This is a genomic window from Delftia sp. DS1230, from assembly GCF_040112715.1.
GTDB classification, from domain to species: domain Bacteria; phylum Pseudomonadota; class Gammaproteobacteria; order Burkholderiales; family Burkholderiaceae_C; genus Comamonas; species Comamonas tsuruhatensis.
Genome location: NZ_CP157763.1, coordinates 1,379,999 through 1,396,208, shown reverse-complemented (window position 1 = coordinate 1,396,208; position 16,210 = coordinate 1,379,999). Strand labels below are relative to the sequence as shown.

Sequence of the window (16,210 nt, the reverse complement as noted above, 5' to 3'; positions counted from 1 at the left end):
GTTCACCAGCCCAGCCAGGCCGCCAGCACCTGGGCGGCCTCGGGCGTGAAGCGGTCCTGCAGCAGCCATTGCACGAGCTGGTCGCGCTCTATCAGTGCAAAGGCCTGCACCTCGCCATCCTGGTTGCTGGGCTCCAGCGCAGCCGGCACGGTGGCGCTGAACCAGTCGATGCGTTCGCGCATGAAGCCACGGCCCTCGGCCTCGTCGCTGGGGCGCTCGAACAGTACGTGGCCGCCATGGCGCAGGCCCTGCAGCTCGCCCACGCGCAGGCCGGCCTCTTCCCAGGTTTCACGCTGCACGGCTTGTTCCAGGGTATCGTGCGCGGCCACCATGCCGCCCATCAGCGTGTCCCACATGCCGGGGTTGGTGGGCTTGCTGTCGGCGCGCTGCTGCACCCAGATGCGGCCGTCGGCCGTCTCGCCCACCAGGTGCACGGCCAGGGTGGCAATGCCCAGCGGACGCACGGCGCCACGCTCCACGGTGCCAATGCGCTGACCCTGCACGTTGCACACGGCCAGTTGCTCATCGCGCCAGGGGCCGCTGTGGCCGCAGGCTCGCAGCACGCGTGCCAGGGCGTTGAGCAGGGCCGTGGCATCACCTTCGCCCTGCAGGTGCCAGTGGCCGGCCTGCTGCCGCAGCGCCACGCCATGGGCCTGCATCACCCCGTCCGGCAACTGCGCAGCCAGCCCATCTTCCAGCGAACCGATTTCCTCTGCCGCCACCTGAAGCGGCCGGCGCGGCTGCAGCGCAGGCTGGCGGGTTGCGGCGCGCACCCGGTTCAGCCATGCCTGCACGCCTGGGTCGGCTGGGCTCTTTTCCCCGTTCATGGCAGCAAGATGGTGGAGCCCGTGGTCCTGCGTGCCTCCAGGTCCAGATGGGCCTGGCGCACTTCAGCCAGCGGATAGCGCTGGTCGATGTGGATCTTCACGGCACCGCTTTCCACCACGGCGAACAAATCGTCGGCCATGGCCTGGGTGGCCTCGCGGCTGGTGATGTGGGAGAACAGGGTCTGGCGCGTCACATACAACGACTTGGCGGCCAGCACGGCGGGTGCGAAAGGCGCCACGGGACCGGATGCGTTGCCGAAGCTGACCATCAGCCCAAAGCGCCGCAGGCAGGCCAGCGAGCCTTCCCAGGTGTCCTTTCCCACGCTGTCGTAGACCACCTTCACGCCCTGGCCGCCCGTGATTTCCTGCACGCGTTCGGCGAAGTTCTCGCTGCGGTAGTTGATGGCATGGGCCGCGCCGTTGGCCAGGGCCAGCGCGCACTTCTCGTCCGAGCCTGCCGTGGCGATGAGCTGCAGGCCCATGGCCCTGGCCCATTGGCAGGCAATCAGGCCCACGCCACCGGCCGCCGCGTGGAACAGCACGGCATCACCCGGTGCCAGGCCCTCCACCGGAATGCATTTCTTGAGCAGGTACTGGGCCGTCAGGCCCTTGAGCATCATGGCGGCAGCCGTCTCGAACGCGATGGCGTCGGGCAGGCGGCACACGCACATGGCGGGCATGACCCGCACTTCGCTGTAGCTGCCCGGCGGATTGCTGGCATAGGCCACGCGGTCGCCCACGCCCAGGTGCTGCACGCCCTCTCCCACGGCCTCGACCACGCCTGCGCCCTCCATGCCCAGGCTCAAGGGCATGGGCAGCGAGTACAGGCCCGAACGCTGGTAGACATCGATGAAGTTCAGGCCCACCGCATGGTGGCGTATGCGCACCTGGCCCGGCCCGGGCTCGCCCACGGCGACCTGCACCAGCTCCAGGACTTCGGGGCCGCCGTTGTGGCGGATCTGCACTGCAATACCCATGGGATGCACTCCTGCAAAAAACCAACAAGAGCGGCATCGTGCCATGTTTCGGGAGGCCACGCGAAAGACGCTGCACCGGGCCCGCACAGGACTGGCGCAAGGCCGGCAAAGAGCGTTCGCAGCACCTATAGTGGCGGGCCTATGAGCCACACGAGCCCGCCGCTGAAGCTGTCCACCGCCGCCATCCTGACGCTGCCGCCCCTGCTGTGGGCCGGCAACGCCATCGTGGGTCGCCTGGTCCATGACCTGATCTCGCCGTTTGCGCTGAACTTCCTGCGCTGGGCCATTGCCTTTGTCCTGCTTGTGCCGCTGGCAGGATGGGCACTGGGCCGCAGCAGCGGCACCTGGAGCCACTGGCGGCAGTTCGCCGTGCTGGGCCTGCTGGGCATCGGCTGCTACAACGCGCTGCTGTATCTGGCGCTCAAGACCTCGACGCCGCTGAACGTCACCCTGGTCAGCTCCAGCATGCCGGTGTGGATGCTGGCCCTGGGCCGCATCGTCTGGGGCATTCCCGTCAGCCGGCGCCAACTGCTGGGCGCACTGCTGTCGATGCTGGGCGTGGCCGTGGTGCTGTCGCGCGGAGATCCCGAGCTGCTGCTGCATCTGCAGCTCGTGCCCGGCGATCTGTTCATGGTGCTGGCCACCATGGTCTGGGCCCTCTACACCTGGCTGCTGTCCAAGGCGCAGGTCCCGCAGCGGCTGCGCTCGGACTGGGCAGGATTTTTGCTGGCCCAGATGGTCTTCGGCCTGGGCTGGTCCGGCCTGTTCACGGGCGGCGAGATGGCCATGGGGCAGTTCCACATTCAGTGGGGCTGGCCTCTGGGCGGGGCACTGCTGTTCATCGCCCTGGGCCCGGCCATCCTGGCCTACCGTTTCTGGGGGCTGGGCGTGCAGCGCAGCAGCCCGGCCGTGGCGGGCTTTTTCGGCAATCTGATCCCGCTGTTCACCGCCCTGCTGTCGATCGCGCTGCTGGGCGAAGCGCCGCGCCTGTACCACGGCCTGGCGTTCGTACTCATCGTGGGCGGCATCATGGTGTCTTCGCGCCGGGGATAGCCTTGGGCAGGCCGTGTGCCGCGGTGCGCACGGGCACCTTGGCCAGCAGCTGTTCGAACGCGCGGATGGGAACGGGCGGGCTGAACAGATAGCCCTGGAAGTACTCGCAGCCGTAGTGCGCCAGCAGGGCGCGCTGCTCCAGCGTTTCCACGCCTTCGGCGATCACATCCAGGTTGAGGTTGCGAGCCATGCCGATGATGGTCTGCACGATCACATCGTCGGTATGGCGCATGCCCAGGTGGCGCACGAAGGACTGGTCGATCTTGAGCTGGTTCAGCGGCAGCTGGGTGAGGTAGGTCAGCGAGGAATGGCCGGTGCCGAAGTCGTCCATGGAAAAGCACACGCCATGGCTGCGCAGCTGCTTCATCTTGGCGATGGACTCCTGCACGTTCTCGATCACCAGCGACTCGGTCAGCTCCAGCTTGAGCAGATGGGGGGCGATGCCTGCGCTGCGCACCTGCTCGATGACCTGGGAGGCAAAGTCCTGGTGGCGAAACTGGCGGGCGCTGACATTCACGGCCACCTGCAGATGGCGCAGCCGCGCATCCTTTTGCCAGGCAGCCAGCTGCTCGCAGGCCGTGCGCACCACCCACATGCCCAGCGGCACGATGATCTCGCTTTCCTCAGCCACGGCGATGAACATGCCGGGCGGCACCAGGCCGCGCTCGGGGTGGCGCCAGCGCAGCAGGGCTTCGGCACCGATGACCTCACCTGCCAGCGTGAACTGGGGCTGGTAGTGCAGCTCGAACTGGGACTGCGCCAGGGCCTGGCGCAGGTCGCCCTCCATGCGCACGCGCTGGTGGATCTCCACCTGCATCTGCGGATCGAAGAAGCACAGGCCGCTGCCGTTGCGCGCCTTGATCTGGTACATGGCGATGTCCGCCTGCTTGAGCAGCTCGGCCGCCGACTGCGGCTGGCGGCCGAACAGCGTGGCGCCAATGCTGCAGGCGCTGCGGTGCAGGTGGGCACCCAGCACATAGGACTGGTTGAGCCGCGCCAGGATCTTCTCGCCAATACGCTGGGCCAGCGTGGCCGCCTCGGCAGGCTCGTGCGACAGCTCGCAGAGCATGACCACGAATTCATCGCCCCCCAGGCGCGCCACCGTGTCCGAAGAGCGCACGGCGCTGCGCAGCCGGTGCGCCACCTGCTGCAGCAGCTGGTCGCCCACTTCATGGCCCAGCGTGTCGTTGAGCATCTTGAACTGGTCCAGGTCCAGGAACAGCAGCGCCCCGGTCCAGCCTTCACGCGCAGCCAGCACCGTGGCCTGGGCCAGGCGATCCAGCAGCAGGCGGCGATTGGGCAGGCTGGTCAGCGGATCGTAGAAGGCCAGGCTTTCGATCTCGGCCGTGGCCAGCCGGATATCGGTGACATCGTTGTAGGTGATGACCACGCCGCCCTCGGCAGCCGGGCGCGCCGTCATCTGCACGAAACGGCCGCTGGCCAGTTGCTGCTCCATGGGGACGCCAGGACGCAGCACCAGTTGCCGGTGCAGGTCCTTCGCCTCATCGATCTGCTCTGGCGACGCCACCAGACCCACCGCGCTGGGGCTGGCATCCAGCAGGGATTGCAGGGGCCGGCCGGGCTCCAGCTGATCCGCATGCCATGGAAACATCTCCTCGTAGCAGCGATTCCAGCGCAGCACGCGCTGCTGTGAATCCAGCAGCAAAAAGCCGCTGACCATGCTGTCCAGCGCCTGGTCCAGCCATTGCTCGGAGCGCTGTGCCTGACGGCGCGCGGCATGCAGGCGATCCATGTAGCGGTGGACCGTCCAGCCCAGTATGGCCAGCAGCACGCCGAAGATCATCACGGCCAGCACCATCAGCCAGGCCGCCACACGCCAGCCCGCCAGCACGGAGGACATGGGCAGGCTGGCCGTGACCCACAGATTGCCCTTGGGCAGCGGATGCGCGGCCACCAGGGCGGGCACGCGGCTCAGGCGTGCGGCCATGGGCATGACGCCGCTGGACGCCAACTGCGATGTCGCCGGCAGCAACCGCGCAGCCGAGGCCTCGCCGTAGGGGGGCATGGACAGCAGCAGCTCGCCGCTGCCCTGCTCCAGCGTGACTTCCAGTCCGTCCAGCACGCCGCCCTGGGCCAGCACCGCGCCCAGCGCCGCCACCGGCACCTGCATCAGCACATAGCCACCCTGCTGCGCACGGCTCAGCGGGCGCACCAGATAGAGCATGCGCTCGCCGCCCGGCGGCTGCGGCGCCACGGAGGGCGGGCTGGCCAGCAATTCTGAGCGGCTTTGGGCCGCAAGGCGCTCCCAGGCCTGGGCCGGCAGATCAATGGCCGGGCCATCGCCAGAAGCCGCCAGCTCGCGGCCCTTGGAGTCGTGCACGGAGGCGCGGCGCGCCAGCGTGTTCTGCCGCTCCATGGCGTGCAGCATCTCCTGCAGTTGCGGCTGCGAGGCCAATGCGGGATCGCGCGAACCCAGCCATTCATCCACCCCCATGGCCAGTGCGTCCAGGGATTCAAGGCTGCGGCTGATGGCCGCCTCGGTGCCGAGCACAAAGCGCACCAGGCGCAGCGATGCCTCTTCCTGCGCGGTGGTGCGCATGCCGCTGAGCAGCCAGACGACGGCGGCCGCCAGGGCCACCGTCAGCAGCACGAGCATCAGGCCCAGGGTATGGCGCACGCCTGGGGGACTGAGCGCAGCCGCCGGGCGCGCGGAGGGGCCTGCAATCGCCTGCGACCAGTCCGTCTGGTGGGACAGTTCGCTCATCTCCAGGCTCCCTGCATGGCATGCGACATGGGCAGGCTGCGGCGAGGCCGCTGGCCGCGATGCAGGGCCGGGGTTTTCAAGACCGCCCCTGTCCGCCGCCCGTTTGCAACTGCGCGGCCATGCCTGGCACTGTCCGGGGCTTGCGGGCTCCGGAGGCGGTCATGGTCGCAGTGCCCTGGCGCATCAGAAGGTTCCTGCGTACAGGCCGCCGTCGGGCAGGATGTTCTGGCCCGTCATGTAGCCTGCGTGGGCGCTGCACAGGAAGGCGCAGATGGCGCCGAATTCATCGGGCGTGCCGAAGCGGCGCGCCGGCACCTGGGATTGCTGCACCAGGCGCACATCGTCCAGGCTCTTGCCGCTCTTGTTGGCGGCGGCCGTGAAGGTGGTGCGCAGGCGGTCGGTGTCGAACTTGCCGGGCAGCAGGTTGTTGATGGTCACGCCCTTGGCCGCGATGCCGCTGCGCGCCAGGCCCGCCACAAAGCCCGTGAGGCCGCTGCGCGCGCCGTTGGACAGGCCCAGGATGTCGATGGGCGCCTTCACGGCGCTGGACGTGATGTTGACGATGCGGCCGAAGCCGCGTGCCGCCATGCCGTCCACCGTGGCCTTGATCAGCTCGATGGGCGTGAGCATGTTGGCGTCCACGGCCTTGAGCCAGGCCGCGCGGTCCCAGTCACGGAAATCGCCGGGAGGCGGGCCGCCCGCATTGGTGATGACGATATCGAAATCCACGCCCGGGCCGCCGGCGGCCGACAGCACGGCGGCACGGCCTTCCTCGGTGGTGATGTCGGCGGCAACGGCCAGCACCTTCACCTGCGGCGCGAGGGCCGCAAGGCTGGCCGCGGCCTCCTGCAGGGCCTCGGGATTGCGCGCATTGATCACCAGGTTCACACCCTCTTGCGCCAGCGCCTTGGCACAGCCAAAGCCCAGGCCCTTGCTGGCGCCACATACCAGGGCCCACTTGCCCGCGATTCCCAGATCCATGTCTCACTCCTGAACAAACACAACCTTGCTCGATCCTTGCAGAACGGCAGCGCACATTGTGCGCGAGGCTTCGACGCTTTCACGCCAAACGTGAGAAAACGTGAACTCGCCGGCACACCGGCGAGCCCCTGGCGCTGCCTTCAATGCGCGCCGCCGCCGTGCTGGCCACGGAACAGCCTGTGGTGCAGCCTGCGCAAGGACCACCACACACCCAGCGCCACCACGGGAATGGCGACGGCGGCCGTGCTCTCCGGCGACCAGGGCCAGCCCAGGGCCTTGGCGCCCTTGGCCAGATAGCTGATCAGGCCCGTGAAGTAGTAGGTGATGGCGGCCACGGACAGGCCTTCCACCGTGGACTGCAGCTTGAGCTGCATGTCCTGGCGCTGGTTCATGGCGCCCAGCAGTTGCTGGCTGCTTTGCTGCTGCTCGATCTCCACGCGCGTGCGCAGCAGGCTGCTGACGCGCGAGACGCGCTCGGACAGCGCGTTCTGCCGCCGCGCCGCCCATTCGCAGGTGCTGCGCGCCGGCGTCAGGCGCCGGTCCATGAACTCGCGGATGGTCTGTATGCCGTCGATGCGTGATTCCTGAATGTCCTGAATGCGCTTGTCCACCAGCTCGAAATAGGCCGCACTGGCGGAAAAGCGCGAGTGCGTGGTGGCGTACTCGCTCTCCACCTGCCCGGCCAGGCGCGTGAGCCGGTCCAGCAGCGCCGGCTCGGCATCGCGGTCCGCCAGGCGGATGGAATGGGCCAGGGCCGCCAGGTCCCGCTCGGCCGTGGCCAGAACGGCAGCGGCCTGGCGGGCGGCAGGCAGGCCCAGCAAGGCCGCCATGCGGTAGGTCTCGATCTCCAGCAGGCGCTGCACCAGCCGCCCCAGGCGGCGCGGCGACAGCGATTCGCCGGCCAGCAGCAGCATGCGCGAGAAGCCATCGGCATGGATGGCGAAGTCCGTGTAGACCTTGCCCGCATCGCCGGCCACGCGTGCGCCCACCAGCGTGTCTTCCTGCAGCAGGTGGCGCACCAGGTGCGGCTCGTTGATCGCCTGTTCCTGCAAGGCCCACAGGTGCAGGCCGCTCAGGCACTGGCCAGGCAATGCAGCCAGCCAGTCGCGCGGCACGTAGTCGATGGCGGCCTCGGGCTCGCGCACATCGTCCATGCCGGCCTGCGACATGGGCTTGCTGAAGGTCCAGCAGACGAATTCCGTGTGCAGCTCCCAGCGCAGGTGAAAGGCGCCCAGATCGATGAGCACATGCGTGGTCGCCGCATCGGGCGGGGGCAGGTGGTGGTTGCGCAGCAGGGTGGCCACATGGGCGCGGCTGGCCTCGCGCTGGGCCGCGTCGGTGAGCATCACCACGTGGGTGATGGCCAGCGGCGCCTGCATTTCCTCGGCTGGACGCGCATGGATCTCGTTGTGCAGCAGCACGCGCAGCGGGTGCTGGGATGACAGAAGTGGGGACATCGTGACCTCGAAAGACTGCGCGCTATTGTGCAGGCACGGGCGCTGCGTCCTCCTGCCATCCGGGATCAACAGCTTTCACGTGCATTTCTCGTCGACGCAAAAAAAAACGGCCCCGAAGGGCCGTCAAGCAACATGGTTGCAGCGCTGAGGCGATCAATCCTCGACGAATGCTTCTTCGCGCTTGTTCTTCACTGCGGGCATCAGCACCACCACCAGCAGCACCACGGCGGCGAGCAGCAGGCCGGCCGAGATCGGACGGGTCACGAACACGCTCCAGTCGCCACGCGACAGCAGCAGCGCACGGCGCAGGTTTTCTTCCATCATCGGGCCCAGGATGAAGCCCAGCAGCAAGGGAGCCGGTTCGGTGCCCAGCTTGTGGAACACATAGCCCACGAAGCCGAAGATACCCACCATCCACACGTCCCAGGTGTTGTTGTTGGTACCGTACACGCCGATCGCGCAGAACAGCACGATGGACGGGAACAGCCAGCGGTAGGGCACGGTCAGCAGCTTGATCCAGACGCCGATCAGCGGCAGGTTCAGGACGATCAGCATCAGGTTGCCGATCCACATCGAGGCGATCAGGCCCCAGAACAGCTCGGGGTTGCTGGTCATCACCTGCGGGCCCGGCTGGATGTTGTGGATGGTCATCGCGCCCACCATCAGTGCCATCACGGCGTTGGGCGGAATGCCCAGCGTCAGCAGCGGGATGAAGGAGGTCTGCGAACCTGCGTTGTTGGCCGACTCGGGCGCGCACACGCCACGGATGTTGCCTTGGCCGAAGGGGACTTCGCCCGGCTTGAGCTTGGTCTTCTTCTCGATGGTGTAGGCAGCAAAGGCCGACAGCATGGCACCGCCACCGGGCAGGATACCCAGGGCAGAACCCAGGGCCGTGCCGCGCAGCATGGCAGGCAGCATGCGCTTGAAGTCCTCGGCGGTGGGCATCAGGCCCGTCACCTTGGCTGCGAACACTTCGCGCTCGTCCTCGGGCTTGGACAGGTTGGCAATGATTTCGCCGTAGCCGAACACGCCCATGGCGATCACGACGAAGTCGATACCGTCGGTCAGTTCGGGAATGTCGAAGCTGTACCGGGCCACACCGGAGTTCACGTCGGTACCGACCATGCCCAGCAGCAGGCCCAGCACGATCATCGCAATGGCCTTGAGCAGCGAGCCCGAAGCCAGCACCACGGCGCCGATCAGGCCCAGGGTCATCAGCGAGAAGTACTCGGCAGGGCCGAACTTGAAGGCCACTTCCGTCAGCGGAGGCGCGAAGGCGGCCAGGATCACGGTGCCCACGCAGCCTGCGAAGAACGAGCCGAGTCCTGCGGCAGCGAGAGCGGGTCCCGCTCGCCCCTTTCTGGCCATCTGGTAGCCGTCGATCACGGTCACCACGGACGAGGATTCACCCGGCAGGTTCACCAAAATGGCGGTGGTCGAGCCACCGTACTGCGCACCGTAGTAGATACCGGCCAGCATGATCAGCGCCGCCACCGGAGGCAGGGCGTAGGTCGCTGGCAGCAGCATGGCGATCGTTGCCACGGGGCCGATGCCTGGGAGCACGCCGATGAGCGTACCGAGCAGACAGCCGACGAAGCAGTAGATCAGGTTCTGGAAAGTGAAGGCGACGCCGAAGCCGGTCGCCAGGTTCTGAAAAAGTTCCACGGACGATGCTCCTGCTTAGCCGGTGATGAAGCTGGGCCAGACGGGGAACTGCAGATTCAGTGCCCACACGAAGGCCACATAGCTGCCTACGGCAAGAACGGTGGCCAGAATTGCCACTTCCTTGAAGTTGAAGCTATGGCCGCCCAGGCTGGCGATGAACACCAGCGCGTAGATGGCGACGATCAGACCGAACTGGGGAATGCCCAGATTGGGAACGCCGACCAGCAGGATGCCGAAGGCAAAGTTCGCGGCCAGGATGAAGAACACCTGCTTCCACGCCCACTTGCCGATCTTGTCACCGCCGGAGGGTCCCTTGGTCAGGCCGGAGAAGCAGATGGCCGTGCCCAGAATGGACATCAGCACACCCAGGATCAGCGGGAAGTAGCCCGGGCCCATGCGGGCACCGGTGCCGACGGTGTAGTTGGTTGCGCCGATCGCAAAAGCGAGGCCGACAACCAAAAACATCACGCCGGAAAAAAAGTCTTTCTGACTCTTGATTTTCACGAGAATGTCTCCTTACGGAATCACGACCCGGCGATTTTGCGTTCAGAAAAACTGTGTCCGAATGTGGATTCCACCTACAAAGGGCATACCCTCATGTCCTACCCGCATGAGGAAAAAAGGGTGCCCATGCCAGGCACCCCATCCATCATTGGCAACGGCCTGCGCAAGAGCAGGCACTTACGTTTTTATCCGCCAGTCAGCCCAGCAGGGGCGTGCTGGCCATGACCTCTTGCAGCGTGGTCACGCCTTCGGCCACGCGCAGGGCTCCGGCCAGGCGCAGCGGACGCATGCCGTCCTGCACGGCCTGGCGGCGCAGCGCATCCATGGACGGCGAGGTGTGGATCTGCTGCTTGAGCGCCTCGCTCACGGTCAGCAGCTCGTACAGGCCCATGCGCCCGCGAAAGCCCGTCATGCGGCAATCCACGCAACCCACGGGCTTGTAGGGCTGGTAGCTGCCTGACAGTTTCCAGGGCCGCACGGCCTCGGCCAGCGTGGCGGCCGAAGTCTCCTCGTCGCGCTGCTTGCATTGCGGGCACAGCGTGCGCACCAGGCGCTGGGCCAGCACGCCCAGCAGCGTGGCGTTGATCAGGTAGGGCGGCACGCCCAGCTCCATCAGCCGGCTCACGGCGCTGGGCGCATCGTTGGTGTGCAGCGTGGAGAACACCAGGTGGCCGGTCAGCGCGGCCTGCACGGCCATCTCGGCCGTGGCCAGGTCACGGATTTCGCCCACCATGATGATGTCCGGGTCCTGGCGCATCAGCGAACGCAGTCCCTCGGTGAAGCCGAAGTCCAGTTGCGTCTGCACCTGGGTCTGGTTGAAGCTGGGCTCGATCATTTCGATCGGGTCCTCCACGGTGCTGACGTTGACCTCCTCCGTGGCCACGCGCTTGAGCGTGGAGTACAGCGTGGTGGTCTTGCCCGAGCCCGTGGGACCGGTCACGAGGATGATGCCGTGCGGGCGGCGCACCAGCTCGTTCCAGCGCTGGGCGTCATGGCTGGTGAAGCCCAGGGCGTCCAGGTCCTTGACCGTGTTGTCGGGGTCGAAGATCCGCATCACCAGCTTTTCGCCAAAGGCCGTGGGCAGCGTGGACAGGCGCATTTCCACCTCGTCGCCGCGCGGGTTGCGGGTCTTGATGCGCCCATCCTGGGGACGGCGCTTTTCCACCACGTCCATGCGCCCGAGCAGCTTCACGCGCGAGACCATGGCATTGAGAACGCCCATGGGCACCTGGTAGACCGGATGCAGCACGCCGTCGATGCGAAAGCGGATCACGCCCTGGTCGCGCCGGGGCTCCATGTGGATGTCGCTGGCGCGCTGGTCGAAGGCGTATTGCCACAGCCAGTCCACCACGCGCACCACGCCCTGGTCGTTGGCATCGAGCTGCTTGCTGCTGTTGCCCAGCTCCACCAGCTGCTCGAAGCTGGCCGCGCTGGCCGCACCGCCGGCCTTCTCGGCAGCGCGCACCGACTTGGCCAAGGCGAAGAACTCGCCCGTGTAGCGCTTGAGGTCCACCGGACTGGCCAGCACGCGGCGCACCTTGCGGCGCGCCTGGCGCTCGACCTCGGCCACCCAGTCGTCGATGAACGGCTCGGCCGTGGCCACCACCACTTCCTGCGGCGACACCTGCACGGGCAGCACCTTGTGGCGCTCGGCATAGCTGGCGCTCATGATTTCGCCCACGCGGCCCGCATCCACGCGCAGCGGGTCGATGCGCAGGTAGGCCAGGCCGCTGCGGCTCGCCAGGTACTGGGTCAGCTCCTCGATGTCCAGCGCGCGCCCGTCACCGGCCCGGGCCACGCCCACGTTGGCCAGCCGGACCAGCGGGTGCTGGGTGCTCTCGGCCTGCGAGCAGCGCGCCACGGTGCGCTGGGCCTCTTCGGCCGTGATCACGCCGTCGGCCTGCAGCCACTGCACCAGCCTGCGCCAGTCCAGGGGCCCCGAAGGATTGCGCGGAGCGACGGCGGTTGTGGGCTGTGCGGTGGAGGTCGGGTCGGACATGGCGTTGGGCCGGAAGCTGAACTGCGCCCTATGGTAAGCCTGCCGGCCTCCCTGCCCGGCCAGCCCGCTCTACCAGGGCCGCACGAAGATCTTGGGCCAGCGCGTGGTGGGCAGGTCCCAGCGGGCCTGCACCTGGGCGCTGGCGGCCTGCAGCGCTGCGGGGTCGAGCGCGCGCGGCGTGCGCTGGGCCAGCACCACGGTGTTGCCTTCGCGCGTGGGGCGGAAGGCCCACATGGCCTCTTCGCCAAAGGCTTCGGCCATGCGTGCCAGGCTGCGCTCGTAGCTGGAGGTGCGGCCGAACAGGTTGACGGTCATGATGCCGTCCTCGGTCAGCAGATTGCGGCAATCGGCATAGAACTCGGCGCTGTCCAGCACGGGCGCGGCCGCATCGTGGTCATAGAGATCCACGGCCAGCGCATCGACCGTGCCCAGCCACTGGCTCTTGCGGATTTCCTGGGCCGCATCGGCCAGCACCACGCGCAGCGTGTCGCTGTCGGGCGGCAGCTTGAACCAGCTGCGGCACACGGCCAGCACCTGCGGGTTCAGCTCGATGGCCGTGGTGCGCATGCGCAGCTTCTTGTGGCAGAACTTGGTGATGGCTGCGGCGCCCAAGCCCAGCTGCATGGCATGGCGGCCGGCCACGCTGGCGGGTTCCATGAACAGCAGCCAGCCCATCATGCGCTGCACGTACTCCAGCTCGATCTCGAAGGGCTCGCGTATGCGCATGGAGCCCTGTATCCAGGGCGTGCCCAGGTGCAGGTGGCGCACATCGCCATCGTCGGAGACGCTGACTTCGGGCAGCTCGGCGTCTGCGGCGTTGGCGGGAGAGGAAGGGGCGGCCTTGGCGGCGCCACGGGTCTTGCGTATCACGTCGGGAAAAATGGAAAGATTCAGAGCAGTTGATGGAGAGCCAGCGCCTCGCGCCAGGCCTGGACCTTGCGTTCGAAACGCCAGCTCGCGTTGGCCGGGCTGGTCGATGGCAGCTTCACGGCAGCCAGGCCCAGGGCCTGCGTGCGGCCGGCGTGCTTGTAGCTCTCGCCACCGTTGTGCAAGGCCAGCGTCAACTGCGGGCAGTGCGTGCGCAGCCCAGCGAAGTCGTTCACCTGGGCAGCGCGGATGGCGCTGTCCAGGCTGCCTTCGCGCTCGCAGCTGGCGTACACATCCCACAGCCCCAGGCCCCGGGCCAGCAGCCATTCGCAGCGGCCCGCATAGTCATCTCGGCCGGGCTGCGGATACTCGGGCCACAAGGCCTGGAGCAGGGGCCAGAACTGGTTTTGCGGATGGGCGTAGTACTGCTGCTGCTGCAGCGAGCGCAGGCCGGGAAAGCTGCCCAGCACCAGGGCCCGGGTCCGCGCATCGGCCACCGGCGCCAGGCCCTGCCAGCGCGGGGTGCCGGGGGGCGGCAGGTCGGGAACGGTCAAGGACATGGCCGGCATTGTCGCCCAGCACTCGCCGGGCTGCTCGCAGCGGGCGGCAAGACCGCTCATGGGCATGCGCGGCCCAGGCTCAGGCCATGGCGGGCAGGCCGCGCAGCGCGGCACGCGCGTTGCGGCCCGTGGCCTCGGCCAGGGCCTGGGGCGTAATGCCGCGCAGTTGCGCAATCACATCCGCAATGCGTGCCAGCTCGGCCGGCGTGTTGCGGCCCTGGGCCTGGCCCCGGGCACGCTGCCCGGCCGTGGTGTAGAGCCAGTGCGGCGGAATGTCGGGGGCATCGGTTTCCAGTACCAGCGCATCCAGCGGCAGGGCGGCTGCCAGCTCGCGCAGCTTGAGCGCCCGGTCATAGGTCACTGCCCCGCCAAAGCCCAGCTTGAAGCCCAGGTCGATGAAGGCCTGGGCCTGCTGCACGCTGCCGTTGAAGGCATGGGCAATGCCGCCCGCCACAGGCCGCGCGCGCAGGGTCTTGAGCAGCCGGTCGCTGGATTTGCGCACATGCAGGATGACGGGCAGGTCGAACTCGCGCGCCAGCGCGATCTGCTGCTCGTAGAACCAGATCTGCCGGTCCGCATCCAGCCCGGGCACGAAGAAGTCCAGGCCGATCTCGCCCACGGCCACCAGTTGCGCATCGCCGCGCAGCCGCGCCAGCGTCTCGCGCAATGCGGCAATGTCCTGCTCGCGGGCATTGGGCGTGTACAGCGGATGGATGCCCAGCGCATAGCTGTCGCCATGGCGCCGCGCCAGCGCCACCACCGCGTCCCAGTGCTCGCGCGCCACGGCCGGAATCACCAGATGTGCAACGCCTGCCTCGGCCGCCTGCGCGCGCACGGCATCGCGGTCGGCATCGAATTCAGGGGCGTCAAGGTGGCAATGGGTGTCTATCCAGGCGGGCATGGCCGCATCATGCCACCGGCCTGCACCCGGCCCGCCAGAGGCAGGCAAGGCGAAAACCAAGGGCAAACCCCGAGCTTATTGCGAGCTGGCTCCGTTTGACAAAATCAATACCCGAAACACTTGGCGGTCCATATAAATACATAAAGAAACATTTACATCCCCGCGTCGAGCTCTCGCAACACCGGCAGGCATTCTTTGGAGAGAGGAATTTCCCATGAAGCGCTCAGCATGGAGTCGGATCCTGGACCTGGGTGGCGCACGCCGCCAGGCGGAACTGGATGGGCAGTTGGCAGCCATCCACAAGTCCCAGGCCGTGATCGAGTTCGATCTGCAAGGCCATGTGCTGGCCGCCAACCAGAACTTCCTGGACACCATGGGCTATGAGGAAGGCGAGGTCATCGGCCAGCACCACCGCATGTTCGTGGACCACCAGATGAGCGAGTCGCCCGAGTACGCCGCGTTCTGGCAGCGCCTGGGCAATGGCATCCACGACGCGGGACGCTACCGCCGCATTGCCAAGGACGGGCGCGATGTCTGGCTGCAGGCCAGCTACAACCCCATCTTCGATCGCCATGGCAGGCCCTTCAAGGTGGTGAAGTACGCCACCGACATCACCGAGCAGCAGCGCCGCAACGCCGATGCCGAAGGCCAGCTGGCGGCCATCTCCAAGGTGCAGGCCATCATCGAGTTCGACCTGGACGGCAACATCCTCCATGCCAACCGCCTGTTCCTGCAGGCCATGGGCTACACGCTGGACGAGGTCGTCGGGCGGCACCACAGCATGTTCGTCCAGCCCCATGAGCGCCAAAGCGCCGAATACGCGCAGTTCTGGCGCAAGCTGGGCAGCGGCCAGCACGATGCAGGCCAGTACCTGCGCATCGGCAAGCACGGCCGCCAGGTCTGGATCGAGGCCAGCTACAACCCCATCCTCGATGCCGACGGCCGGCCCTTCAAGGTAGTCAAGTACGCCCGCGATATCACGCGCCGCTTCACGGCCGCGCAGACCCTGGGCGAGGCCATGCAGGGCCTGAGCGAAAGCGCCGAGCACGCAGGCCAGGCCAATGAACTGGCCCGCCAGGCCTGCCGGGTGGCTGAGCAGGGCGGGCGCACGGTGCACGAGGTCATGGGCACCATGGAGTCCATCAGCGCCAGCTCGCGCAAGATCAACGACATCATCGGCGTGATGGACGGCATCGCCTTCCAGACCAATATCCTGGCGCTGAACGCCGCCGTGGAGGCGGCCCGCGCCGGCGAGCAGGGCCGGGGCTTTGCCGTGGTGGCCGGCGAGGTGCGGGCACTGGCGCAGAACAGTGCCGCCGCCGCCAAGGAGATCAAGCAGCTCATCCACACCTCGGTGGAGCAGGTGGCTCTGGGCGCCGAGCAGGTGCGACAGGCCGGCGGGACCATGCAGGAAATCGTGGATTCCTCCCACCAGGTCACGGCCATCATGGGCGACGTGGTGCAGGCCTCCATGGCGCAGTCTGCGCGGCTGCGCGAGGTCACGGCCGACCTGACGGCCCAGAGCGTAAACATCGGCGACACGCCCCGCGCGCAACCCGTGCGCAAGTCGCTGCCGGCGGCCATGGTTCCCGAGGCCCCGCAGATCAAGGCGGCGCCAGCGCCCACCGTGGTGCCTGTGCGCACGCCGCACATGGGCGGCAAGCTGCTGCGCATGGCCTGACGCCGGAGCGCGC

Annotated in this window: 13 protein-coding genes; 2 read left to right on the top strand and 11 right to left on the bottom strand. The window is 67.6% G+C overall.

All coding sequences use genetic code 11. From position 1 onward, the window contains the following. Window positions 1-2: 2 nt before the first annotated feature. The gene (locus AAN986_RS06285; RefSeq protein WP_016451091.1) at window positions 3-827 is read right to left on the bottom strand and encodes an NUDIX domain-containing protein; all 825 of its coding nucleotides are present in this window, start codon (window positions 825-827) and stop codon (window positions 3-5) included. Further along, on the bottom strand, window positions 824-1,804 hold the full coding sequence (locus AAN986_RS06280) for a quinone oxidoreductase (protein ID WP_016445741.1): 981 nt from the start codon (window positions 1,802-1,804) through the stop codon (window positions 824-826). Before AAN986_RS06280 ends, AAN986_RS06285 begins: the two co-directional genes overlap by 4 nt. Before the next feature lie 141 nt (window positions 1,805-1,945). Here AAN986_RS06280 and AAN986_RS06275 point away from each other — a divergent pair, with 141 nt between their 5' ends. Continuing rightward, window positions 1,946-2,857 carry a DMT family transporter gene (locus tag AAN986_RS06275; protein WP_034364101.1) on the top strand — a complete coding sequence of 304 codons (912 nt, stop codon included), beginning with the start codon at window positions 1,946-1,948 and terminating at the stop codon, window positions 2,855-2,857. Here the strand turns inward: AAN986_RS06275 and AAN986_RS06270 are convergent. The 9 genes from AAN986_RS06270 to AAN986_RS06230 form a co-directional block, all read right to left on the bottom strand. Further along, window positions 2,832-5,582 (bottom strand): EAL domain-containing protein, encoded by a 2,751-nt coding sequence (locus AAN986_RS06270; protein WP_047217420.1) that lies wholly within the window; start codon window positions 5,580-5,582, stop codon window positions 2,832-2,834. The two genes, AAN986_RS06275 and AAN986_RS06270, sit on opposite strands and share 26 nt — an antisense overlap. A 183-nt stretch (window positions 5,583-5,765) precedes the next feature. Continuing rightward, window positions 5,766-6,563: an SDR family oxidoreductase gene (locus tag AAN986_RS06265; RefSeq protein ID WP_016445738.1), complete on the bottom strand. Its 798-nt coding sequence runs from the start codon at window positions 6,561-6,563 to the stop codon at window positions 5,766-5,768. Window positions 6,564-6,703: 140 nt separating this feature from the next. Then, window positions 6,704-8,020: a DUF3422 domain-containing protein gene (locus tag AAN986_RS06260; RefSeq protein WP_016445737.1), complete on the bottom strand. Its 1,317-nt coding sequence runs from the start codon at window positions 8,018-8,020 to the stop codon at window positions 6,704-6,706. A 153-nt stretch (window positions 8,021-8,173) separates the two neighbouring features. Continuing rightward, entirely contained in the window at window positions 8,174-9,685 is a 1,512-nt protein-coding gene (locus AAN986_RS06255) for a tripartite tricarboxylate transporter permease (protein ID WP_016445736.1), read from the bottom strand. A gap of 15 nt (window positions 9,686-9,700) precedes the next feature. Beyond that, complete coding sequence (locus AAN986_RS06250; protein ID WP_016445735.1) at window positions 9,701-10,189, bottom strand: tripartite tricarboxylate transporter TctB family protein; 489 nt, start codon at window positions 10,187-10,189, stop codon at window positions 9,701-9,703. A 196-nt stretch (window positions 10,190-10,385) separates the two neighbouring features. Further along, window positions 10,386-12,188, bottom strand: coding sequence for a GspE/PulE family protein (locus AAN986_RS06245; protein WP_016445734.1), 1,803 nt, complete (start codon window positions 12,186-12,188; stop codon window positions 10,386-10,388). A 69-nt stretch (window positions 12,189-12,257) separates the two neighbouring features. After that, window positions 12,258-13,058: a hypothetical protein gene (locus AAN986_RS06240; RefSeq protein WP_016445733.1), complete on the bottom strand. Its 801-nt coding sequence runs from the start codon at window positions 13,056-13,058 to the stop codon at window positions 12,258-12,260. A 20-nt stretch (window positions 13,059-13,078) separates the two neighbouring features. Continuing rightward, a complete protein-coding gene (locus AAN986_RS06235) occupies window positions 13,079-13,624 on the bottom strand; it encodes a DNA-deoxyinosine glycosylase (RefSeq protein ID WP_046984438.1) in 546 nt (181 codons plus the stop codon). A 70-nt stretch (window positions 13,625-13,694) separates the two neighbouring features. Next, the gene (locus tag AAN986_RS06230) at window positions 13,695-14,516 is read right to left on the bottom strand and encodes a TatD family hydrolase (RefSeq protein ID WP_043782790.1); all 822 of its coding nucleotides are present in this window, start codon (window positions 14,514-14,516) and stop codon (window positions 13,695-13,697) included. A 214-nt stretch (window positions 14,517-14,730) separates the two neighbouring features. Between AAN986_RS06230 and AAN986_RS06225 the strand changes: the two genes are divergently transcribed. Continuing rightward, window positions 14,731-16,197: a methyl-accepting chemotaxis protein gene (locus AAN986_RS06225; protein ID WP_047217063.1), complete on the top strand. Its 1,467-nt coding sequence runs from the start codon at window positions 14,731-14,733 to the stop codon at window positions 16,195-16,197. Window positions 16,198-16,210: the final 13 nt, after the last annotated feature.